The organism is Micromonospora sp. DT178 (assembly GCF_049841695.1).
Classification (GTDB): domain Bacteria; phylum Actinomycetota; class Actinomycetes; order Mycobacteriales; family Micromonosporaceae; genus Micromonospora.
This window is the reverse complement of the sequence record NZ_JBNCKV010000017.1, coordinates 86,268-107,289: the sequence shown is the minus strand read 5'-3', so window position 1 is coordinate 107,289 and position 21,022 is coordinate 86,268. Positions and strand designations below refer to the sequence as shown.

The following is a 21,022-nucleotide window of genomic DNA, read 5'->3' as shown; positions in this document are numbered from 1 at the left end:
GAGCCGGCCTCCGGGACCCGCCTCCGGCCCACCTCCGGACCGGCTCCGGACCGGCTCCGGGCCGCGTCCGGACCGGCTCCGGGCCGGTGATCATGAGGTTTGCGTACTGGAAAGCGCATCCCCAAGACGCAAACCTCATGATCACCGTGGAGGGGCGGGTGGGCGGGTGGGGCGGGTGGGCGGGTAGGCAGGGCGGGGGTGGGTTAGATCAGGTGGAGGGAGCGGGCTCGGCGGACGGCCTCGCGGCGGCGGGTGGCGTCGAGCTTGCGGTAGATGTTGCGCACGTGGGTCTTGACCGTGTTGACCGACAGGGACAGCTCGGCCGCGATCTCCACGTTGGACAGGATGCTCTGCAGGTAGCGCAGGATCGTCAGCTCCCGCTCGGTCAGCGGCTCGTCCAGCGCCCCCGTGCCCCGCTCCGCCGGGGTCCGCTCGGCCGGCGCGTCGGCGCCCCGGACCAGGTCGCTGACCGTCGGCCAGTGCGCCGTACCGGCGTCCAGGTGCGCGGCGAGCAGGTCGCGGACGCCGGGCTCGGCGCGCGTGAACACCCGCCGGAACCCCTCCGGCCCGGCCAGGTCGAGGGCCCGCTCCAGCAGTCGGCCGGCCCGTCGGTCGTCGCCCGCGCGCCCGGCCAGCACCGCGTCGAGCACGGCGGCGTCCAGGCGTACGGGCAGCGGCCAGCCCGACGCCTCCGGCGACTCCCAGTCCGGCAGCGCGTACCCGGCGGCGCGCGGATCGCCGGCCCGCAACTCAATCCGGGCGAGCGCGACGGCCAGCGGCGGGGCGGTCGCGTCGGGTGCCCGTGCGAGCAGGTCCCGGGCGGCGCCCAGGTCGCCCCGTGCCCCGCGTACGTCCGACTCGGCGGCCAGCAGCCAGCGCGTCAGCTCGCCGGCCCGGGGGCGGTCGGTCAGCCGCTCCCGCGCCTCGGCCAGCACCCGGTGGCCCTCGGGCAGGTCGCCGGCGTCCCGCAGCAGGTACGCCCGGCACAGCGCCGCCACCGCCCCCACCACGGGCTCGCCGCTGGCTGGCGCGGCCAGCGCCAGGTTCGCCTCCGCCTCCTCGGGCTGGTCCCGGTGCAGCGCGACCAGGGCCAGCGCCAGGTACGCGTGGGCGCAGTCCTCGCGGCAGGACCAGCCGTGGCAGGGCGGCATGGCGAGGGCGTCCCGGGCGAGGGTCTCGGCGGCCCGCAGCTCGCCCCGGACGGCGTGCAGCAGGGCCGCCCGGCTGGCGCAGACCAGCTCCGTACGCGCTCGCCCGGCCTGCCGGGCCGCCGACAGCGACCGGGCGAAGGCGAGGCCGGCGGCGGGCAGGTCCCCGTCCGCCAGGTCGACCAGGCCCAGCGCGGTGCCGGCCACCGCCCGCACGTCGGCGTCCTCGGCGACGGCGCCCCGCGGCTCGGCGGGCATCGGCGCGGCGAGCAGCCCGTCGGCGGCGCTCCCCGGCGGCGCCGGGTGCCCCGCTGGCCCACCTGTCGCCGCCGACGGGGACGCTGCGGACGACCCCGGCGACGGGGTCGCTCCGGCCGGCACCGGGGGCCCGGACGGTCCGGGCCACGGGGACGCTCCGCCCGGAACGGACGCCGACTCCGACGCCGGGGACGCAGACGGCTCGGGCGACGCCGGGGCCACGGACCGTCCGGGCGACGGGGACCCCCCGGCCGACGCCGACGCCGGGGACACGGACGGATCGGGCGACGACGCCGGGGACGCGGACGGGCCGGGCACCGGGGACGGATCGAGCGACGCCGGGGACGGCGCGGGGCGGGTGGCGAGCAGGCGGGCCGCGGCGGCGCGTACCGCTTCGGGGTCGTCGGCCAGCCGGGCCAGGGTGAGTTCCAGCGCGGTGACCAGGCGCCGGAACCGGTCCCGGCGCGGCGCCGGCAGGGTCCGGGCGGCCTCGACGGCGCCGCGCAGGTGCCCGGCGGCGGCGGTGGCGTCGCCGGCCCCGGCCCGCTCGGCGGCGCAGGCCAGCCCGAGCTCCGGGTCGCGGCGCACCGCCTCCGGCGGCGGGGGCGCGGGCGGACGGCCGGCCGGCGTGTCCCGGTCGTACGGGACCAGCTCCGGCCAGCGGGCCACGAAGAGCGCGGCGGCCCGGTCGTGGTCGCCGCCGGCGAGCGCGTGCCGCAGTCCCTCGGCGGGCCGCCCGTTGTCGGCGTACCAGCCGGCCGCGCGCAGGTGCAGGTCGCGCAGTTCGTCGGCGGGCAGCCGGCCCAGCTCGGCGTGCAGCAGGTCGGCCAGGAGCGGGGGGCACCGGTACCAGGGCGGGCGGCTGTCGTCGCGGCGCAGCAGCCCGCCGTCACCGGCCAGGCCGGCCAGCGTCTGCTCGGCGTCGGCCCGGCCGGTCAGCGCGTCGGCGAGGCCGGCGCAGACCGCGTCGGCGACGGCGGAGCGGCGCAGCACGTCCCGCGCGTCCGGGTCGAGCCCGGCGAGCACCTCTTCGCGCAGGTAGCCGGCCACGTCCGGCTGGTCGCCGCCGAACTGCTCGGCCCAGCGGGCCGGGTCCGGCTGCCCGCGCAACGCCAGCGCGGCGAAGCGGAGCGCCGCCGGCCAGCCGCCGGTGCGTTCCCGCAGCCGGCGCACCCCGGCCGCCGGCAGCGTCACCCCGTGCGCGGTCAGCAGGTCGGCGACCTCGTCGCCGCTGAAGGCCAGTTCGTCGGGGCCGACCTCGGTCAGCTCGCCGGCCAGCCGCAGCCGGTGCACGGCCAGCGGCATGCCGGCGCGGGCGCCGACCACCAGCCGCAGCCGCTGCTCGGCGTGGCGGAGCAGGAACTCCAGTCCGGCCAGCGCCTCCGGGTCGGTGATCCGGTGCAGGTCGTCCAGGACCAGCAGCACCGGCCGTTCCCGGGCGGCGAGGGCCGCGGCCAGCACCTCCAACTGGTCGGGGCGGGGCGGCCGGTCGGGCACGGGCGGGGACGCCACGTCGTCGCCGGGGTCCGTGGCCGCGCGCAGCGCCGCCGCGAGGTAGGACCAGAGCCGGTCCCCGTCGTCGCCGGCCTCCACGGAGACCCAGGCCGCCCGGGGCCGGTCGGGTTCCGCCGGTACGCCCGCCGCCGCGCCGAAGTCGCCCGGCGGGGCACCGGCCGGCCCGTCGTCCCGGGGCCCTTCGGCGGCGGCGGTCACCGGCCCCTCCCCCACCCGGCCCCGGTGCGCGCCGGCCTGGCCGGCGGCCCGGAACCAGGAGGCGAGCAGCGTCGTCTTGCCCCACCCCGCCGGGGCGCGGACCAGGGTGACCGGCCCGGCGGTCCCCTCGTCCAGCGCCCGCAGCAGCCGGGGCCGCAGCACCAGCGGCTCCGGCGGCGGGGCGGGGCACAGCCGCGACGCCAGCAGCGGCGTGCCGGCCCGCCCGGGCGCGACCGCGACGACTCCCGTGTCCCGTACGTCCTCCGGCATCCGGCCCCGCCCTCCACCGATGCGTCCACTCCCCCAGGTCCTGCGGGCGGCGGTTACCCGGCGCGGGCCCGTTCACCCCTTCGGGGGGACCCGGCTTCACCCCGCCCCGGGCGACCCTGGTCGTACGCGGGCGACCGGCCGCGCGCGCCGGTGCGCGTCCGGCGTGAACGGGAACGGGAGGCGGGGCCGAGGTGGACCGGAGAGGACGGCTGGCGGGCGCGACCGGGGCGGCGTTCGCCGTCGTGGCGGCGGGCCGGGCGCTGGCCGTACGGCGGCGCGGGTCGGCCTGGCCCTGCGCGGCCGGCGCCGACCCGCGCCCCGCGCGCTGGCAGGTGGTGACCGTCGACCGCGCGCCCGGCGAGGTGCTGCCCGGCGGCCGCTGGCCGGAGCCCCTGCGCCGGCTCGGCGGCGCCGTGCAGGTCGAGCTGCGGCCGGCCCCCGGCTGCCGGGGCACGGAGCTGGCGGCCCGGCCGGTGCCCGGCGCGGCGGCCCCGCCGGGGCTCGCCGCCCACCTGGTCGGCGACGATCCCGGCCTGCTCGTCCGCCGGGCGCTGCGGGAGGTCAAGCAGCTCGCCGAGACCGGCGAGGTGCTCCGCGCGGACCGCCGGCCGGCCGACCGTCCGGCGGGACCGCCGCGATGAGGGCGCTGTGCTGGGTGGGCGCGGGCGAGCTGGCGGTACGGCAGGTGCCCGACCCGGAGCTGCGCAACGGCCACGACGTCGTCGTCCGGGTCCGGCAGAGCGCCACCTGCGGCGGGGACCTGCCGCTGCTGGCCGGGCGGGTGCCGTTCCTCGCCGTCGGCGACGTGCTCGGGCACGAGTTCCTCGGCGAGGTGGTCGAGGTCGGGCCGGAGGTACGCCGGCACCGGGTCGGCGACCGGGTGGTGGTCTGCTCGTCGGTGGCCTGCGGCAGCTGCTGGTACTGCCGGCGCGACCTGCCGTCCTGCTGCGACAACGGCAGCGCCGACCCGGCCGTCACCGAGGCGGCCTGGGGCCATCCCACCGGCGGCGCGTTCGGCCAGCCCCGGGCGATGGGCGGCTTCGCCGGCAGCCACGCCGAGTACGTCCGGGTGCCGTACGCGGACGTGGGCGCGTTCACCGTGCCGGAGCCGGTCAGCGACGACCGCGCGCTGTTCGCCTCCGACGCCGCGCCGGCCGGCTGGATGGGCGCGGACCTCGGCCAGGTGCGCCCCGGCGACGTGGTGGCGGTCTGGGGCGCGGGCGCGGTCGGGCAGCTCGCGGCCCGGGCGGCGTGGCTGCTCGGCGCGGAGCGGGTCATCGTCGTCGACGCCGAGGACGAGCGGCTGCGGATGGCCGAACGGCACGCCGGCGCGGAGACGATCGACCACCGGCTCGCCGACGTCACCGCCGAGCTGCGCGAGCGCACCGGCGGGCGGGGCCCGGACGTGTGCGTCGAGGCGGTCGGGGCGGCCTGGAACGGGCACGGCCCCCGGTCGCTGGCCGAGCGGTTCACCGGCGGCGCCGAGCGACCGGCCGCCGTCCGGGAGGCCGTGCACGCCTGCCGCAAGGGCGGCTCGGTCTTCCTGCTCGGCGAGTTCACGGGCTTCGTCGACACCTTCCCGCTCGGGGCGGTCACCAACAAGGGACTGACGGTGCGGGGCGCGCGGCAGCACGGGCAGCGCTACATCCCGATGCTGCTGGAGCGGATGGCCCGCGACGAGCTGCGTACCGAGCACCTGGCCACCCACCGCCTGCCGCTGGAGCGGGGCGCGGAGGCGTACGCGCTGTTCCGGGACCGGGCCGACGGCTGCGTCCGCGCCGTACTCAGCCCCGATCCTCCGGCCGCCGCCGGCTGAGGCGGAACCCTGCGGCCCGCCGTGCCGGGTGGCAGACTCGGCGGATGCGTGAGCAGCGGACGTACGACGTCGTCCTCTTCGGGGCCACCGGCTTCACCGGGGGGCTGACCGCCGAGTACCTGGCCCGCAACGCCCCGCCCGGGCTGCGCTGGGCGCTCGCGGGGCGCAACCCCGGCAAGCTGGCCGCCGTACGGTACCGGCTGGCCGCGATCGACCCGGCGCTGGCCGGGCTGCCCCTGCTCACCGCCGACGTCACCGACGCGGAGTCGCTGCGGGCGGTCGCCGGGAGCGCCCGGGTGGTGGCCACCACCGTCGGCCCGTACGTGCACCACGGGGAGCCGCTGGTCGCCGCCTGCGCCCGCGCCGGCACCGACTACCTCGACATCACCGGCGAGCCCGAGTTCGTCGACCTGATGTACGTGCGTCACCACGCCGAGGCGGAGCGCACCGGGGCGCGGCTCGTGCACGCCTGCGGGTTCGACTCGATCCCGCACGACCTGGGCGTCTGGTTCACGCTCAAGCACCTCCCGGACGACGTGCCGATCACCGTCGACGGGTTCGTCCGGGCCGGCGGGCGGTTCTCCGCCGGCACGTACCACTCGGCGCTCACCGCCTTCTCCCGCACGGCGCAGGCGTCCCGGGCGGCCCGCGAGCGGCGGCAGGTCGAGCCGCGGCCGACCGGGCGGCGGGTACGCGCGGTGCCCGGGCGGGTCGCCCGCGCGAAGGAGCTGGGCATGTGGATCGTGCCGCTGCCGACCATCGACCCGCAGGTGGTCCGCCGCTCGGCTGCCGCCCGCCCGGAGTACGGGCCGGACTTCCGCTACCGGCACTTCGCGGCCGTGAAGCGGCTGCCCACGGTGCTGGCCGGCGGGGTCGGGCTGGGCGGGCTGGTGGCCCTGGTGAAGCTGCCGCCGACCCGGCGCTGGCTGCTCGGCCGGCTCGCCTCCGGGCAGGGGCCGACGCCGCAGCAGCGGGCGAAGTCCTGGTTCCGGGTCCGGTTCGTCGGCACGGGCGGCGGGCGGCGGGTGCTGACCGAGGTGGCCGGCGGCGACCCCGGCTACGACGAGACGGCGAAGATGCTCGCCGAGTCGGCGCTCTGCCTGGCCGGCGACGAACTGCCGGCCACGGCGGGTCAGGTCACGCCGGTGACGGCGATGGGCGACGCGCTGCTGGACCGGCTGGTGCGGGCGGGGATGACCTTCCGGGTGCTGGACACGCCCCGCTGACCGGTGCCCCGACCGCCGTGCCGCCCGGCCCGGCGCGGGTTGACCCTCGACCAGGTTGAGACGACAGGATCGGCGCCGTGGAGAGCGACCTGCGCAGCATCGGCGAGCTGGCCCGCGCCAGCGGGTTGACCGTGAGCGCCCTGCGGTTCTACGACTCGGCCGGGGTGCTGGCCCCGGCTCTGGTCGACCCGGTGACCGGCTACCGCTGGTACACGGGCGACCAGGTGGCGCCCGCCCGGCTGGTGGCCGGGCTGCGCCGGGTCGGCATGCCGGTCGCCGAGATCGCCGCCGCGCTGCGCGCCGAGCCGGCACAGGTCCACCGCCTGCTCGACGCGCACCTGCGCCGCTTGGAGGACGGTCTCGCCGACGCCCGCCGGGAGCTCACCCGGATCCGTACGCTGATCGATCCCGGCGAGCCCGCCACGACCACCCGTCTCGTCCTGTCCCGCCTCGACCTGGCCGCCGCCGTGGACGCGGTCCGCTTCGCCGTCGGCGCCGATCCCGACCTGCCGGTGCTGGCCGGCGTGCTGTTCGAGTCCGACGCGGACGGCGTACGGCTGGTGGCGACCGACCGGCACCGGCTGGCCGTCGCGCGGGCGGACGCCCGGATCGACGGGCCGGCGGTGCGGGTGCTCGCGCCGGTCGCCTTCGTCGACGAGGTGCGGGCCCTGCTCGACACCGGCGCGGGGTGCACCCCCGAGGCCCGGCTGACGGTCGACGCCGGCACGATCTCCGTCTCCGTCGCCGGCCGCACGGTCGACGCCGCCGCCCTGCCGTACGACTTCCCGGACCACCGCCGGCTGCTCCGCCCGACGCCCGACGACGGGCCGGCGCACCGGCTGACGGTCGACGCCGACGCCCTGCGGGCGGCCCTGACCAGCGCCGACGCCCCCGTCGTCATCCGGCGGCACGACGGCGTCCCGCTCGCGGTGACCGTGCTCGGCCCGGACGGCCGGGGCGGGGTTCGGCTGCTCGGGGCGGACGAGCTGACCGGGGAGGCCGACGCGTTCCGCGTCGGGGTGAACGGCGGCTACCTGCTCGAGGCCCTCGACGCGGCCGGCCGGGGCCAGTTGCTGCTGGAGCTGGACGGGCCGATCACCCCGCTGGCCGTGCGCCGGCCGGACGACGTCGACGCGTTCTCCGTCCTGATGCCCATCCGGCTCTGACCGCCGCGCCGGCCGGCGTCGCGGGGGCGCGACGCCGGCCGCGCGGGGCCGTCGAGACCGGGCCGGGGCGTGACGGGCCGCGACGGTAGCATCGGTGGGTCCACCCGACGTCCGGACGGAGCGTACGGAGCAGCATGCTCGACATGGAGTTGATCCGGAAGGATCGCGAGGCGGTGGCGACCGCGCTGGCGAAGCGACTGGATCCCGCCGAGGTCAACCGTGCCCTGGACGAGATCCAGCGGCTCGACCAGGAACGCCGCGCCCTGATCAGCGGCATCGACGGCGAGCGGCAGCGCCGTAAGGCCGAGGCACGCGCCTACGCGGCGGCGAAGCGCGCCGGCACCGAGCCGGAGGTCTCCGCGCCGGAGGCGGGGCGCAAGCAGCTCGCCGAGCTGGAGTCCGAGCTGGACGAGGTGCAGGCGCGGCTGCGCACCGTGATGAGCGAGCTGCCCAACCTGCCCGCCGACGACGTGGTGGCGGGCGGCAAGGAGGCCAACCGGGTCGTCCGGGCCTTCGGCGAGCCGCCGGCGATCGAGAAGGTCCGCGACCACGTCGAGCTGAGCCGGATGCTGGGCCTGGTCGACCACGAGCGCGGGGTCAAGCTCGGCGGCTCCGGCTTCTGGATGTACACGGGCATGGGCGCCCGGCTGGAGTGGGCGCTGCTCAACTTCTTCGTCGACGAGCACATCCGCGCCGGCTACGAGTTCCTGCTCCCGCCGCACCTGCTGCTGGACACCGCCGGGTTCGCCGCGGGGCAGTTCCCGAAGTTCTACGACGACGTCTACCACCTGGACCGGGAGTCCGCCCCGCGCGGCCAGTTCCTGCTGCCCACCTCGGAGACGGCGATCCTCGGGGCGTACCAGGACGAGATCCTGGAGACGGCGAAGCTGCCGCTGAAGGCGTTCGCGTACACCCCCTGCTACCGCCGCGAGGCGGCCGGTTCGCACTCGGACGAGCGGGGCACCGTCCGGGGCCACCAGTTCAACAAGGTGGAGATCTTCCAGTTCTGCCTGCCGGAGCAGGCCGACGCCGCGCTGGAGGAGATGCTCCTGCACGCGGAGAGCCTGGTCGAGAAGCTGGGCCTGCACTACCAGCGCACCCTGCTGTCGGCGGGCGACGCCAGCGCGTCGATGAAGAAGACCCTCGACATCGAGGTGTGGATGCCGAGCACCGGCAAGTACAAGGAGGTGTCGTCGGTCTCCTGGGCCGGCGACTACCAGGCGCGCCGGGCGGCCATCCGCTACCGCGAGCCGGGCGGCAAGCAGACCCGCTTCGTGCACACCCTCAACGGGTCGGCGCTGGCCACCAGCCGGCTCTTCCCGGCCATCCTGGAGCAGTTCCAGCAGCCCGACGGCTCGGTGCTGGTTCCCGAGGTCCTCCAGGCCCGCCTGGGCACCGACCGCCTGACCCCCCGCTGACCCGCCGGCCTCACCCCCGCCTCCTCCTCAGGGGGCGGGGGTGAGGCGCAGCGCGAGTTCGGGGCAGACCTTGACCGCCTTGCGCGCGCCCTCGCGCAGCCAGGTCGGCACGGGGGTGGGCGGGAAGGCCGGGTAGCCGTTCCCGTCGAGCCGGATGAAGTCCGGCACCACGTGCGCGCACAGCCCGTGCCCGTCGCAGCGGGACCAGTCCAGCGTGAGCCGCTGTGGGTTCGGGTCGGGGGCGCCCGGCAGGCCCATCACCGCCCTGACCCGCCGGCCACAGCCCTCGCCGGTGGTGTGCAGCCGCAGGTCCTCGGCGAACACCTCCATCGCGGAGAGCGCGAACCGGGCCGTACCGTCGGGGTGGCTGCACGCCCCGCGGCCCTTCACGTCGCCGGCGGCGGCGCGGACCACCTCCACCGGGGCGCTGCCGGAGACCGCCAGGTCGACGGCGCGGGCCAGGTCGGGCAGGCCCATCCGGCACGGACCGCACTGCCCCGCCGACTCGCCGGCCAGGTAGCGCACCACCTGGGCGGCCTCGCCGAGCGGGCAGGTGTCCGCGCCGAGCGGGACGAGGATGCCCGCGCCGAGGGTGCCGCCCACGGCGGCCAGCCCCTTGCGGGAGATCTCCGCCCGGTCGGCGGCCTCCCGGGTGATCCACCTGCCGTGGTAGCCGCCCGTCAGGATGCCCGGCCCGTCCGGCACCTCGCACAGGTCGAGGATCTCCCGCAACGGAGTGCCGGCCGCGCACTCCACCACCGCCGGGCGTCCGGCCGCACCGGTGACGGTGAGCAGCACGGTGCCCGGCTCGTCGTCGGTGCCGAGCGCCGCGTACTCGTACGGGCCGAGCCGGGCGGCGACCGCGAGCTGAGCGTACGTCTCGGCGTTGGAGAGCAGGGTGGGCAGGCCGCCGACGCCGGAGTCGCTGGAGCGTCGCTTGGTGCCCGGGGGGATGTGCGGCAGGCCGTTGATGCCGTTGACCAGGGCTCCGCCCTCGCCGGAGATGAACCGGTGCGGCACGGTGACGATGCTGGTCGGCGCCGGCATCCGGCGTTCCTCCAGCGCGTCGGTCAGGGAGTCGCGGCCCATCCCGTCGTCGGCCACCCCGACGACGATCTCGTCGGCGTCCAGCGCGTACGCGGCCAGCGCGGCGCCGTCGAGGACCAGGTGCGGGGCCCGGGTGAGCAGCACCTTGTCCTTCCAGCTCGCCGGCTCCCCCTCGGTGGCGTTGACCACCACCACCGCCGGGAGGTCCCGCCGCTCGCAGGACTCCAGCACCGCGCGGAGCTTCTTGGCGAACGGGAAGCCCGCACCGCCCTTGCCCTTGAGTTGGACACCCTCGGCGAGCCGGAGCAGGGTGGCCGGTTCCATTGGCCCGACCGGCCCGTGCACCTCCTCGTGGGCGAGCAGGTCGAGCCGGCCGTACTCGGCGAAGCCGGCGGTGAGCCGGGGCTCGCCGACGCAGGCCACCGGGGGCACGGTCGTCCGCGTCACTTCGCCTCACCCCGCAGCCCGGCCCAGTACGCCCCGTCGACGGCGTCGGCGTTGACCCGGCGGCGGGCCGACCGGCTCTCGCCGGCGGCCCGGCGCGCCCGCCGGGACGCGAGGTCGACCAGGGTCGGGGTGTCGTCGGCCGGCAGCGGTACCTCCTCGGGGACGTACCGGACCGGGGGCCGCCAGTAGTCCGGTTCGAGGTCCCGGTCGTCCTCGACGCTGTGCCGGCCGCCGCCGCTGCGCGGCGCGGCGGAGACCGAGGCGGAGGAGACCGGGTCGACGGAGACCGGCCCGACCGGGACAGGGTCCGCCGAGACCGGGTCGCTGGGCTGCCAGCGGCGGGGGCTGTCCCAGGGCTCCTCGGGCTCTTCCCGGCGGAGGGGCGGCGCGGAGTAGCGCCGCTCCGCGTCCCGCTCGGCCCGGTCGCGGCGGGCGGGCTCGTCGGCGTACCGGCGACCGGCCGGGCCGGGCTCCTCCCCGCGTCGGCGGCCGGTGGGCGCGGGTTCCTCGGCGTACCGGCGACCGGCCGGCACGGGGGCCTCCTCGCGGCGCCGTCCGACCGGGGCGACCTCCTCGCGGCGCCGGGCGGCCGGGGCGGGGGTCTCCTCGCGACGGCGGGGGCGTGCCGGGTCGCGGAGCGTGCCGGGCTCGGGCACCACGGGCACGGTGAACCGCTCCGGGTCGCGACGCCGCGCGGCGGGGGCGGACCAGGTGCCGGTGAGCGTGGTGTCTGCGACCGTGGTGGCCGCCCAGGTCCCCGCGCGCCCCTCCGGCTTCGCCGCCCGGTCGGCGCGTCGGGTCAGGCCCCGCAACAGTGACCGGCGCGGGGCGTCCTCGGCCGGCCGCCCGGCCAGGGCCTGGTTCATCGCGGCGGCCTGGTGCTGCTCCCGGCGGCGCCGGCCGAGGCTCACGGAGAGGCGGACCAGCAGCGCCAGCACGACCAGCAGGACGCAGGCCAGGTAGCTCAGCATCACCCAGGGCTTCGCGGGCCGCCCGGCGTTGAGCCCGTGCACGATGGCGAACGGCCAGGAGAGGTACGCGGCCGAGTGCAGCGTGCGCCAGAGCCACTTCGGACCGACCCCGGCGAAGCGGGCCCGGACGACACCGGTCCAGAGCACGCTCACCATCAGCAGGGCGGCCACCGTGCCGAGGCCGACGTAGAGGCCCCGCCCACCGACGAAGGGGACCACCGCGTCGGTGCTCGCCGCCCGGCCAGTGGCGATCTTCGTCAGCACGTGGAAGACCAGCCCGGCGACGCCGAGGATGCCGGTGGCCCGGTGCGCGGACTGGAGCAGCACCCGGTGCCGGATCAGCAGCACCAGCCGGTCGGTGGCGAGCAGCCCCATCATGACGGTGAGGCTCAACGCCACGAGGGCGACGACCCCGGCGAAGAACTCGGTGAAGAAGAAGCCGTACGCGTACGCGGCCGAGCCGACGCCGGTCAGCATGGTGGCGGCCCACAGCGCGGCGAGCGCCGAGAGGGTCAGCAGGGCCACCGCGGACCGGGAGCGGGTGCGGGCCCCCCGGCTGGTGCTGGTGGTCCGGACGGTGGGCGGCTTCTGGTTGCGTTGTGCCCGGGCCATCTGCTCCTCGATCGTCTCGCGGCGGCGCACCACCGGCCGGCCCTGTTCCCCATCGAGTACGGACCGACGCGGCGGGCGGATCACCGGCGCGCGGAAATTCCGCGCACCGGCGCCGAAGCGGGGGCCCGCGTGTGATCTTCAGAGGTTCTGTGGCACTCGCGTGAACGAGCACCACCCGGCGAGGGCGAGCCGCTCGGCGTCCCCTTCTAGCCGAGAAGCGCGTGTCCAGTCGTGGTCAGGCCCTGTGCTCGCCAAGAACTTTGCTGAACATCGCAAGGTAGCTGTCATGAGCCAGGGACAGTCCGCCAAGCGCGTCTTCGGTGAACCACGCGATGGCGTCGTGTTCGTCCGGCGCGAGGTTGTCTGGAGACCCCGTCCACGCTTCGATCAGCCAGATCTGCATGTCGAACGTGTCGGCACCGACTTTGTGCACGGGCGGACCCGACGGCGCCGCGATGTCGATGCCCAGCTCCTCTCGAATCTCTCGAGCAAGTGCCACGCCGGGCGATTCCCCGGGCTCCACGTGCCCACCGGGCAGGTCCCAGACGTCGGGATACCAACGGCGCCGGGGAGATCGGTGGCATAACAGGACCCGGTTGTCGTCCCGCAGCAACGCCGTGACGATGCGAGCCTTGGGAGAGCCTTCCCCGGAGATCGGCACAGGCGCATTGTGCCATCCGTCGTGAGCCGATCCACCGCTGACGACGGGCGGACCCGACGATCCGGCCAGCCGGTGCGAGTCAGGCGCTGCCGACAAACGGTAGGGGCATATCGTTCTGACGTGCACATCCGTTTCGACGTCCCAGCCGATCCCGCCTACCCGGGCCGCGTGGCCGCTGCGCTCGGCAGTGTTCGGTTGCGCAAATTCGGCTATGTCGGTGCGGTACTGGCGGCGGTCGGGGCGATCGGGTTTGCCGTCTCGCGGGGGTTCGCGTGGGGTGACCAGGTCTCGTCGCTGTGCATGGCGATGGTCCTGGGTGGTCTGCTGTCGATGATGTACTCGCCGTGGGTGCAGTGGCGGGCCCGGCGTCGCTCCAGTCGCTACGCGGTCGAGGGCGCCTACGACATCACTGACGACAACATCATGATGCGCAGCGGCTCAGAGTCCGGCGGTATCGCCTGGGACGGGGTGGCCCGGGTGAGGGACACCCCTGAGTTCTGGATCGTGTACGTCGGCCGGATGCCGGCGACCGTGATCCCACGCCGCTTGATGTCCGCTGAGGAGGCGGAGACGCTGCGAGCCTTCATGGCCGATCGCGGGCTGCTTGTCGGCTCCGCCTGAGAACTTTCAGGCGGAGCCGACACCTCCCTTGACGCCTGCCGGTGCCGCTACTTCCCGGATGGGCGGGGATGGCAAGCTGCCATGGTGTCTGCGGAGCCGCGCGGCGACTATTCCTGGCTGTTTGACCTGGTGGCGGTCGATCCGGTCAGGCGTCACCATGCGCTTGCCCGTCATCAGGCACTGCTCGCCGCGGCGAGCGATGCGTTGCACCGGTCGAACGGCCTGTGGGCAGCGCACTACCGGTCGAGGTCCGGTCAGGCTCGGCTCGCCGCGAGGCTGGACCAGGCGCGCGCCGACTTCCGGTGGCATCAGGAGCAGACGATCTACGGACCTCTCGATGCCTTCCGGGACGCTTCGGACGACGACCGCGCCGCCCGCGCACGGTGGGCGCCGATCGTCGCCCTCTACCTGCGGTGGGAGACGGAGTATCCCGACGAGTGGGGAGCGCCGGAGTCGTGGATGTGGTCCCGCTGGGGAACGAAGGAGGTGCTCCTGCGCCGACTCGATCGGGGCGGTCTCCCGGAGGCCGTCAAGCCACAGGTCGCTGAGCTGATCCTCGCGGCACTGAGGCGACCGTACCGGTGCAAGGACTGGCTGTACGCCAGCTTGGTCCGTCATCTCCACGACTCGCTGTTCCTCCATGCGGTGGAGATGCTGACGTCCGCCGACGATCCCCTGGTCCAGCTGCGAGCACAGTTCGTCCTCCATGTGGCCACGCATCCCGAGCGGACTCCCACCCGCACGAGCTGGCGACGTTGGCTCGAGGCAGCCACCTGACCGCCCCTGGCCCCTTCCAGGGCCGGCGTCCTGCCCGGCGCGCGCTGCGTCGGTCGCGATGGCGAGGCGACCTCGGCCACCTCCGGAATACATCCACGCATGCCCATGCATTGACAGTGCTTGCAATGCGCTTGTAACCTTTCGGAAATTTTCAAGGCTTACTGCAAGATCCCGGCACCACCGGGGCCTCCCGGCCTCGCCACCGCCCCCCGTCCCCACGCCCGTCAGGAGTCCTCCCATGCAGAGACGTCGACGGTTGTCGGCGATCGTCGCCCTCGGCGTGATCGCCGGCCTGATCGTCCCCACCGCCGCGACCGCACCCCCGGCCGGCGCGGCCCCGGCGGGCGGCAAGAAGGTCATCGCCAACCTCTTCGAGTGGAACTGGTCCTCGGTGGCCACCGAGTGCCGCACCACCCTCGGCCCGAAGGGCTACGGCTGGGTGCAGGTCTCGCCGCCCCAGGAGCACGTCCGGGGCTCGCAGTGGTGGCTGGCGTACCAGCCGGTCAGCTACCGGATCGAGTCCCGCAAGGGCACCCGCGCCCAGTTCAAGTCCATGGTCGACGCCTGCCACGCCGCCGGCGTCAAGGTGGTCGTCGACGCGGTCGTCAACCACATGTCCGGGCAGGACAACGGCGGCACCGGCTGGGCCGGCTCGTCGTACGGGCACTACGACTACCCGGGGATCTACCAGACGCAGGACTTCCACCACTGCGGTCGCAACGGCGGCGACGACATCGCCAACTACAACGACCGGTGGGAGGTGCAGAACTGCGAGCTGGTCAACCTCGCCGACCTGAGGACCGAGTCGGACCACGTCCGGACGAGGATCGCGGGCTACCTCAACGACCTGCTCTCGCTGGGCGTCGACGGCTTCCGGATGGACGCCAGCAAGCACATGCCGGCCGCCGACATCGCCGCTATCAAGGGCAAGCTGTCCCGCTCGGCGTACGTGGTGCAGGAAGTGATCTACGGCGCCGGCGAGCCGATCCAGCCGGGCGAGTACACCGGCAACGGCGACGTGCACGAGTTCCGCTACGGCAAGGATCTCGCCCGGGTCTTCCGCTCCGAGAAGCTCGCCTACCTGCGCAACTTCGGCGAGGGGTGGGGACACCTGCCCAGCGGCTCGGCCGGCGTCTTCGTGGACAACCACGACACCCAGCGCGATGTCGGCGGGGTGCTGACCTACCGCGACCGGGGCATCTACGCGCTGGCCAACGCGTTCATGCTCGCCTGGCCGTACGGCTCCCCGACGGTGATGTCGAGCTACACGTTCAGCCAGCGCGACCAGGGCCCGCCCTCGGACAGCTCCGGCAGGACGCTCAACGCCACCTGCTACTCCGGCTGGGAGTGCGAGCACCGCTGGCCGGTCATCGCCAACATGGTCGGCTTCCGCAACGCCACCGAGGGCGCCGGCGTCGTCAACTGGTACGACAACGGCAACAACCACATCGCCTTCGGCCGGTCCGGCAAGGGCTACGTCACGATCAACGACGAGGACTCCGCGGTCACCGGCCGGTCGTACCAGACCGGGCTGCCGGCAGGCCGCTACTGCGACGTCATCCACGGCACCTTCAGCAACGGCACGTGCAGCGGGCCGGTGATCACCGTGGACGGCGGCGGCTGGTTCGCCGCGAACGTGCCGGCTCACGACGCGATCGCCATCCACGTGGGCGCGCGGCTGAGCTGAGGCCCCCGCCGCCGCGGACCCCGTCCCGACCGACTTCCGGCTGGGGCGGGGTTTCGCCGTCGTTCCCCCGTTACAGTTAGTTTGTGCGTTTTGACCGAATGAACCGGCGACACGTCCGCACCCTGGCCGCCGCCGTCGGCGTACCCCTGCTCCTGCTGGCCGGCGGGGCCACCGGCTGGGTGCTGACCCCCGCGGCCGCGCCCACCGCGCCGCCGGTCGTCGTCGGGCCGCCCGCGCCGACCAGCGCGGCCCCGACCAGCGCGGCCCCGGAGCGGGTGCCCGCCGCCGCGCCCGCGCCGGACGACCTGCCGGTGGTCGACTACGGCCCGGCGCCCACCGGCTTCCCGGCGGACCCGGACACCCTGGACACCACGCCGCTGACCGAGGGCCTGCACCCGACCCGCCGGATCGCCGCCTACACCGCACCCGGCGGCCGGCCGCTGGCCTTCCTCGACCCCACCCTCAGCGGCGTCGAGCTGACCATGCCCATCGCCCGGCGACAGGCCGGCTGGACGGCGGTGCTGCTCCCGTCGGCCAACCGCACGCTCGCCTGGCTGCCGCCCGGCGGCCACACCACCGTGGCGCTGCCCGACCAGATCGTGGTGGAGCGCAAGCACCACCGGCTGACCTGGTACCGCGCCGGCCGGGCCGTCCGCAGCTGGGAGGTCAGCCTCGGCCAGCGCGGCCAGGAGACCCCGCTGGGCCGGACCTTCATCCTCGGCCGCACCCCGCCGCCGGAGAGCGTGTACGGCGGCGTCGACATCTACGCCCTCGGCTCGGTGCCCGACGACCCCGACTCGGTGCCGCCGGGCCTGCGCGGCGCGCACATCGGCGTGCACAGCTGGTACCACGACGGCGAGCTGGGCAGGAACACCACCAACGGCTGCATCCGGCTGACGAAGAGCGGGCAACGGGAACTGCTGGCCGAGGTGCGCCCCGGCACCGAGGTCGTGGTGGTCGACGAGCTACCCGCCCCGCCCCCGACGGCCTGACGGTTCCGTTCGCCGGCACCCACGGCCGGCCGGCAGCGTCCCCGGATCGCGTCGCGCCCGGGTCAGGGAGCGACCCGCGCGTCCAAGGCAGCCGGCGAGGACCGGCGCGGCAGGGGCGGGCGCGTCTGCCCGGCCAGCTTTCGCCACAGGAACTCCAGCGTCAGCGCCCAGACGAAGGCGCGCTGCTCGTTGTTCGCCGCCGCGCCGTGCCCGCCCTCGACGTTCTCGTAGTAGGACACCTCGTGGCCGTGCTCGCGCAGCCGGGCCGCCATCTTGCGGGCGTGCCCCGGGTGCACCCGGTCGTCGCGGGTCGAGGTGACGAGCAGGACCGGCGGGTACGCCCGGTCGCCGTCGACGTTGTGGTACGGCGAGTAGCCGCGCAGGAACTCCCAGTCGGCCGCCACGTCCGGGTCGCCGTACTCGGCCATCCACGAGGCGCCGGCCAGCAGCCGGTGGTAGCGCCGCATGTCCAGCACCGGCACGTGCGCGACGACCGCCCCGAACAGCGCCGGGTGGCGGGTCAGCATCACCCCCATCAGCAGGCCGCCGTTGCTGCCGCCCTCGATACCGAGCCGCTCCGGCGTCGTGATGCCGCGCGTCACCAGGTCGGCCGCCACCGCCACGAAGTCCTCGTACGCCCGGGGCCGGTTCTCCCGCAGCGCGGCGCGGTGCCACCCGGGGCCGTACTCCCCGCCGCCCCGGATGTTCGCCACCACGTAGCTGCCGCCCCGGGCCAGCCACCCCCGGCCGATGACCCCGCTGTAGCGCGGTGTCATCGGGATCTCGTAGCCGCCGTAGCCGGTGAGCAGCGTCGGCCCGGCGGGCGCGTGCGGGTCGCCCACCACGAAGTACGGCACCCGCGTGCCGTCGGCCGAGACGGCGAAGAACTGGCGTACCGCCAGGCCGTCCGCGTCGAAGGCCGCCGGTGCCCGCTTGAGCGTCTCGACCCCGCCGCCGACCTGCCCGAGGCGCAGCGTCGCCGGCTGGAGGAACCCCTCCGAGGCGAGCAGGTAGGCGTCGTCGTTGTTTGGGTCGGTGTCCACGACCTCGCTGTGGTCGAACTCCGGCACCCCGGACAGAGCCTCCCGCCGCCAGCCCTCCCCGTCGGGCGTCAGCACCTCCAGCCGGCTCTTCACGTCGGCGAGGGTGGCCAGGATCAGCCGGTTACGAGTCCAGGACCAGCCGCTCAGCGCCGTACGGTCGTCGGGGCGGAAGAGCACCGTCATCTCCCGTTCCCCGGCGAGGAACGCGTCGAACCGGGCCGCCAACAGGGCGCCCGCGGGGTGGGTCGCCCCGCCGACCGCCCACGGCGAGCGCGGCCGGACGAGCAGCCACTCCCGGTGCACGTCCCACCCGGCGTCCTCCGGCACGGCCACCGGGATCCGCTCCCCCGTCGCGGTCAGCAGGTGCTGCTCGGAGCGGAAGAAGTCCAGCCGGCGGCCCACGAAGTCGCGCTCGAAGCCGGGCGTCGGGTCGTGCGAGGCCCACACGGCGACGTCGTCGGCGTGGCCCTCGTGGACGACCTCGGCCTCGGCCAGCGGCGTGCCCCGCCGCCACCGCTTGACCACCCGGGGATAGCCCGAGGAGGTGAGCGAGCCGGGCCCGAAGTCGGTGGCGACGTAGATCTGGTCGGCGTCGATCCAGCCCACGTCGCTCTTCGCCTCGGGCAGCGTGAAGCCGTCCTCGACGAAGACGCGGCGGTCGAGGTCGAACTCCCGCACCACGACCGCGTCGCCCCCGCCCCGGGAGAGGCTCACCAGGGCGCGCCCGTAGCCGGGCCGCAGCACCGTCGCGCCGCCCCAGACCCAGCTCTCGCCCTCCCCGGCGGCCAGCGCGTCCAGGTCGAGCAGCACGTCCCACTCCGGCTCCGACCGGCGGTACTGCTCCAGCGTCGTCCGTCGCCAGACCCCGCGCGGGCGCGCCGCGTCGGTCCAGAAGTTGTAGTAAAGGTGGTCGCCACGCCACCCGGGGTAGGGGATGCGGTCGTCCGCGTCGAGCACCTGGCGGAGCTCGGCCCGCAGGACGGCGAACCCCTCTCCGCCGGTCAGGGCGGCCACGGTCTCCGCGTTGCGGTCCCGCACCCACCGCGCGGCGTCCGCGCCATCAAGGTCTTCCAGCCAGAGGTACGGGTCGTCGGTCTCCACGGTCAACCTCGCCACCCCGCCACTATCCCCGACGGGGCGGACACACTCGGACCCGGCCGGCTGTCGGCATGGCGACGTCCCGCCACTCGAAGGAGTCACCCGTGAGTCGGACGATCGTCGACGTCGACGACGAGCTGCTTGCCGAAGCCAGCGAGATCCTTGGCACCACGACGAAGAAGGCCACCGTCAACGCTGCCCTCAAGGCTGTCGTCGGCCGGGAGAAGCGGCGGCAGTTCGCCGACTGGCTCAAGAGCGGAGGACTACCCGATCTGACGGGCCCGGTCTACGCCACCAAGCCGGACGCGGCGTGAACCACGAGCACTACCTGTTGGACAAGTCGGCCCTCGCCCGCTGGCCCAAGCCCCGGGTGGCCCCGGTGCTCGAAGAACTCTCCGAACGAGGGCTGCTCGCCGCCTGTGGGCCGTCGAGATCGAGGTGATCCACAGCGCTCGCACCGCCAAGGACGCACAGCGCGCACGGTGGATGCTGAGCGGCTTCCAGTGGCTGCCGATGACCGACGAGATCTGGGATCGGGCGATCGACGTCCAGGTGCAGGCACTGCACAAGGGCAACGACCGTCCGCTGTCGATGGCGGATCTGCTGATCGCCGCCACGGCCGAGCGGCACGGAGTCACCGTCCTGCACTACGACGGGAACTTCGACCTGATCACCGCGATCACCGGTCAACCCACCACCTGGGTGGCCCCGGCCGGCACCGTCGACTGACGCGGTGGCATGCCGCCCCGCCCGCCGTTGCGGCAGGTCCGGCCGCCACCACCGCTGCGCGTCAGTCCCAGGTCTCGCCGATGTCGAAGACGTCCAAGCCGGGTGGCGCCGCAGCCTCGATGGCCTTCCGGTCCCGGGTCACCAGATAACAGCGGTAGAGGATCGCCGTGGCGATCGCGTGCGCGACGTCCAGTGACACGGTGAACGCGGCCGCGATGCGGGCCACCCGCCGACTCGTCGCAGCGTCGTAGACCGCCACTTGAATGTCGCGCTCAGCCACGAGCAGCAGATCAAGCATGCTGGCGGCGGGCGTGCCCGCGAGTTCGAGCTGCGCCTGCCCGAGACAGAGCGCCGGAATCCACACCTGCTGGTCGGGATCCTCCTCGGCCAGGGTCAGCATGGCACCGGGCTCGACGCTCGTGCCCGACGCGTACGCCAGCAGGGCGGAGGTGTCGAGGACGAGACCGTTCACGCGGCGGCGGTCCCCTCGTTGTCGAACTGGCTGAGCCACTCGACGTTGCGGGCGTGTTGCTCGTCGCTGACGGGCGCGAGAGCCGCCAAGCGGGCGCGGGTCTGCTCGACGTCCTCGTCGGTGACCACGTAGCCGAGCTGCGCCCACTTCGCACGAAGACTGTCGGCACGCATCTTCCGACGAAGGATCCCGGCGATGAAACCGGACGTGGTGCCCCGCGTGCGCTCGACGTACGCGGCCACGTCGTCGGGCAGGCTGATCGTGATGCGGCGAGTCATACTCCGACCATACCCGCTGCATACTGACGGAATGCCAATCAGCTCGTCACGCCACACCGGTCGTGCTCCGGTCCGCCACCGGCACCGACCCTCTGGTCATTTTCGGCCATTATGACCAGAATTTACCTTACGATGAAATCTCTTCGTGGAGGTGAAGGACCATGCCGACGTATGTCGCGTTGCTGAACTGGACCGATCAGGGGATCCAAGGCTTCAAGGACACCGCGAAGCGCGCCGAGGCCTTCGCCGCAGCGACACAGAAGCTCGGGGCGAATCTCCTGAACATCTACTGGACCGCCGGCCCGTACGACCTCGTGGCCATCGTCGAGGCGCCCGACGACGAAACCGCCTCCGCGGCGCTCCTGCGGCTCGGCGGAGCGGGCAACGTCCGTACCACGACCCTGCGGGCTTTCGGTCAAGAGGAGATAGTTCGCATCGTCGCCAAAGCCGCTGGCTAACTCCATCAGGCCATGGCCATGGGGTGACTGCCGACCTGAACGAGCAGCCACCCCCGTACGTATGGCCAGGACCACGGACGGGCGTCCTCGCCGAACCCGCCGCGGCTTGAAGGC

20 protein-coding genes are annotated in these 21,022 nt (G+C 74.9%); 13 read left to right on the top strand and 7 right to left on the bottom strand.

Annotated features, from left to right (window positions below; genetic code table 11):
- Positions 1 to 203: 203 nt before the first annotated feature.
- On the bottom strand, positions 204 to 3,389 hold the full coding sequence (locus ACLQ22_RS25845; protein WP_425694607.1) for a LuxR C-terminal-related transcriptional regulator: 3,186 nt from the start codon (positions 3,387 to 3,389) through the stop codon (positions 204 to 206).
- Between the two features lie 191 nt (positions 3,390 to 3,580).
- On the opposite strand from ACLQ22_RS25845, the gene ACLQ22_RS25840 reads away from it, so the two are divergent.
- The 5 genes from ACLQ22_RS25840 (at position 3,581) to serS (ending at position 9,015) form a co-directional block, all read left to right on the top strand.
- Positions 3,581 to 4,030, top strand: coding sequence for a hypothetical protein (locus tag ACLQ22_RS25840; RefSeq protein ID WP_425694606.1), 450 nt, complete (start codon positions 3,581 to 3,583; stop codon positions 4,028 to 4,030).
- Entirely contained in the window at positions 4,027 to 5,205 is a 1,179-nt protein-coding gene (locus ACLQ22_RS25835) for a zinc-dependent alcohol dehydrogenase (protein ID WP_425694605.1), read from the top strand. The genes ACLQ22_RS25840 and ACLQ22_RS25835 overlap by 4 nt, the downstream gene beginning before the upstream one ends.
- A gap of 44 nt (positions 5,206 to 5,249) precedes the next feature.
- Positions 5,250 to 6,431 carry a saccharopine dehydrogenase family protein gene (locus ACLQ22_RS25830; RefSeq protein WP_425694604.1) on the top strand — a complete coding sequence of 394 codons (1,182 nt, stop codon included), beginning with the start codon at positions 5,250 to 5,252 and terminating at the stop codon, positions 6,429 to 6,431.
- An 89-nt stretch (positions 6,432 to 6,520) separates the two neighbouring features.
- Complete coding sequence (locus ACLQ22_RS25825) at positions 6,521 to 7,597, top strand: MerR family transcriptional regulator (protein ID WP_425694665.1); 1,077 nt, start codon at positions 6,521 to 6,523, stop codon at positions 7,595 to 7,597.
- Between the two features lie 134 nt (positions 7,598 to 7,731).
- Positions 7,732 to 9,015, top strand: coding sequence for a serine--tRNA ligase (gene serS, locus ACLQ22_RS25820; protein ID WP_425694603.1), 1,284 nt, complete (start codon positions 7,732 to 7,734; stop codon positions 9,013 to 9,015).
- A gap of 27 nt (positions 9,016 to 9,042) precedes the next feature.
- Here the strand turns inward: serS and ACLQ22_RS25815 are convergent, their stop codons facing one another.
- The 3 genes from ACLQ22_RS25815 to ACLQ22_RS25805 form a co-directional block, all read right to left on the bottom strand.
- Positions 9,043 to 10,509, bottom strand: a complete 1,467-nt coding sequence (locus ACLQ22_RS25815; protein WP_425694602.1) for an NADH-ubiquinone oxidoreductase-F iron-sulfur binding region domain-containing protein — start codon at positions 10,507 to 10,509, stop codon at positions 9,043 to 9,045.
- Positions 10,506 to 12,125 carry a hypothetical protein gene (locus tag ACLQ22_RS25810; RefSeq protein ID WP_425694601.1) on the bottom strand — a complete coding sequence of 540 codons (1,620 nt, stop codon included), beginning with the start codon at positions 12,123 to 12,125 and terminating at the stop codon, positions 10,506 to 10,508. The genes ACLQ22_RS25815 and ACLQ22_RS25810 overlap by 4 nt, the downstream gene beginning before the upstream one ends.
- Positions 12,126 to 12,327: 202 nt before the next feature.
- The gene (locus ACLQ22_RS25805) at positions 12,328 to 12,753 is read right to left on the bottom strand and encodes an NUDIX domain-containing protein (RefSeq protein ID WP_425694600.1); all 426 of its coding nucleotides are present in this window, start codon (positions 12,751 to 12,753) and stop codon (positions 12,328 to 12,330) included.
- A gap of 120 nt (positions 12,754 to 12,873) precedes the next feature.
- Between ACLQ22_RS25805 and ACLQ22_RS25800 the strand changes: the two genes are divergently transcribed.
- The 4 genes from ACLQ22_RS25800 (at position 12,874) to ACLQ22_RS25785 (ending at position 16,830) form a co-directional block, all read left to right on the top strand.
- Positions 12,874 to 13,374, top strand: coding sequence for a YcxB family protein (locus tag ACLQ22_RS25800; protein ID WP_425694599.1), 501 nt, complete (start codon positions 12,874 to 12,876; stop codon positions 13,372 to 13,374).
- A gap of 81 nt (positions 13,375 to 13,455) precedes the next feature.
- The gene (locus ACLQ22_RS25795; protein ID WP_425694598.1) at positions 13,456 to 14,151 is read left to right on the top strand and encodes a hypothetical protein; all 696 of its coding nucleotides are present in this window, start codon (positions 13,456 to 13,458) and stop codon (positions 14,149 to 14,151) included.
- Positions 14,152 to 14,389: 238 nt separating this feature from the next.
- Complete coding sequence (locus ACLQ22_RS25790) at positions 14,390 to 15,838, top strand: alpha-amylase (protein WP_425694597.1); 1,449 nt, start codon at positions 14,390 to 14,392, stop codon at positions 15,836 to 15,838.
- Between the two features lie 83 nt (positions 15,839 to 15,921).
- A complete protein-coding gene (locus ACLQ22_RS25785; protein ID WP_425694596.1) occupies positions 15,922 to 16,830 on the top strand; it encodes a L,D-transpeptidase in 909 nt (302 codons plus the stop codon).
- Positions 16,831 to 16,892: 62 nt separating this feature from the next.
- On the opposite strand, the gene ACLQ22_RS25780 is transcribed toward ACLQ22_RS25785, so the two are convergent.
- Positions 16,893 to 18,989: a prolyl oligopeptidase family serine peptidase gene (locus ACLQ22_RS25780; RefSeq protein WP_425694595.1), complete on the bottom strand. Its 2,097-nt coding sequence runs from the start codon at positions 18,987 to 18,989 to the stop codon at positions 16,893 to 16,895.
- 86 nt (positions 18,990 to 19,075) lie between these two features.
- Here ACLQ22_RS25780 and ACLQ22_RS25775 point away from each other — a divergent pair, with 86 nt between their 5' ends.
- The 3 genes from ACLQ22_RS25775 to ACLQ22_RS25765 are packed head-to-tail and all read left to right on the top strand — an operon-like array spanning position 19,076 to position 19,700.
- Positions 19,076 to 19,285: a type II toxin-antitoxin system VapB family antitoxin gene (locus ACLQ22_RS25775; protein WP_425694594.1), complete on the top strand. Its 210-nt coding sequence runs from the start codon at positions 19,076 to 19,078 to the stop codon at positions 19,283 to 19,285.
- Positions 19,282 to 19,413 (top strand): hypothetical protein, encoded by a 132-nt coding sequence (locus tag ACLQ22_RS25770; RefSeq protein ID WP_425694593.1) that lies wholly within the window; start codon positions 19,282 to 19,284, stop codon positions 19,411 to 19,413. The genes ACLQ22_RS25775 and ACLQ22_RS25770 overlap by 4 nt, the downstream gene beginning before the upstream one ends.
- Complete coding sequence (locus ACLQ22_RS25765; protein ID WP_425694592.1) at positions 19,410 to 19,700, top strand: PIN domain-containing protein; 291 nt, start codon at positions 19,410 to 19,412, stop codon at positions 19,698 to 19,700. The genes ACLQ22_RS25770 and ACLQ22_RS25765 overlap by 4 nt, the downstream gene beginning before the upstream one ends.
- A gap of 61 nt (positions 19,701 to 19,761) precedes the next feature.
- On the opposite strand, the gene ACLQ22_RS25760 is transcribed toward ACLQ22_RS25765, so the two are convergent.
- Both ACLQ22_RS25760 and ACLQ22_RS25755 read right to left on the bottom strand, forming a co-directional pair.
- Positions 19,762 to 20,172 carry a type II toxin-antitoxin system VapC family toxin gene (locus ACLQ22_RS25760; protein ID WP_425694591.1) on the bottom strand — a complete coding sequence of 137 codons (411 nt, stop codon included), beginning with the start codon at positions 20,170 to 20,172 and terminating at the stop codon, positions 19,762 to 19,764.
- Entirely contained in the window at positions 20,169 to 20,450 is a 282-nt protein-coding gene (locus tag ACLQ22_RS25755; protein ID WP_425694590.1) for a hypothetical protein, read from the bottom strand. The genes ACLQ22_RS25760 and ACLQ22_RS25755 overlap by 4 nt, the downstream gene beginning before the upstream one ends.
- A 161-nt stretch (positions 20,451 to 20,611) precedes the next feature.
- Here ACLQ22_RS25755 and ACLQ22_RS25750 point away from each other — a divergent pair, with 161 nt between their 5' ends.
- Positions 20,612 to 20,908 carry a GYD domain-containing protein gene (locus ACLQ22_RS25750; RefSeq protein WP_425694589.1) on the top strand — a complete coding sequence of 99 codons (297 nt, stop codon included), beginning with the start codon at positions 20,612 to 20,614 and terminating at the stop codon, positions 20,906 to 20,908.
- Positions 20,909 to 21,022: the final 114 nt, after the last annotated feature.

Coding starts and splice junctions, on each gene's coding strand:
- ACLQ22_RS25845 (WP_425694607.1), bottom strand. CDS start 3,389: ATGCCGGAGGACGTACGGGACACGGGAGTCGTCGCGGTCGCGCCCGGG.
- ACLQ22_RS25835 (WP_425694605.1), top strand. CDS start 4,027: ATGAGGGCGCTGTGCTGGGTGGGCGCGGGCGAGCTGGCGGTACGGCAG.
- serS (WP_425694603.1), top strand. CDS start 7,732: ATGCTCGACATGGAGTTGATCCGGAAGGATCGCGAGGCGGTGGCGACC.
- ACLQ22_RS25830 (WP_425694604.1), top strand. CDS start 5,250: ATGCGTGAGCAGCGGACGTACGACGTCGTCCTCTTCGGGGCCACCGGC.
- ACLQ22_RS25755 (WP_425694590.1), bottom strand. CDS start 20,450: ATGACTCGCCGCATCACGATCAGCCTGCCCGACGACGTGGCCGCGTAC.
- ACLQ22_RS25795 (WP_425694598.1), top strand. CDS start 13,456: ATGGTGTCTGCGGAGCCGCGCGGCGACTATTCCTGGCTGTTTGACCTG.
- ACLQ22_RS25750 (WP_425694589.1), top strand. CDS start 20,612: ATGCCGACGTATGTCGCGTTGCTGAACTGGACCGATCAGGGGATCCAA.
- ACLQ22_RS25790 (WP_425694597.1), top strand. CDS start 14,390: ATGCAGAGACGTCGACGGTTGTCGGCGATCGTCGCCCTCGGCGTGATC.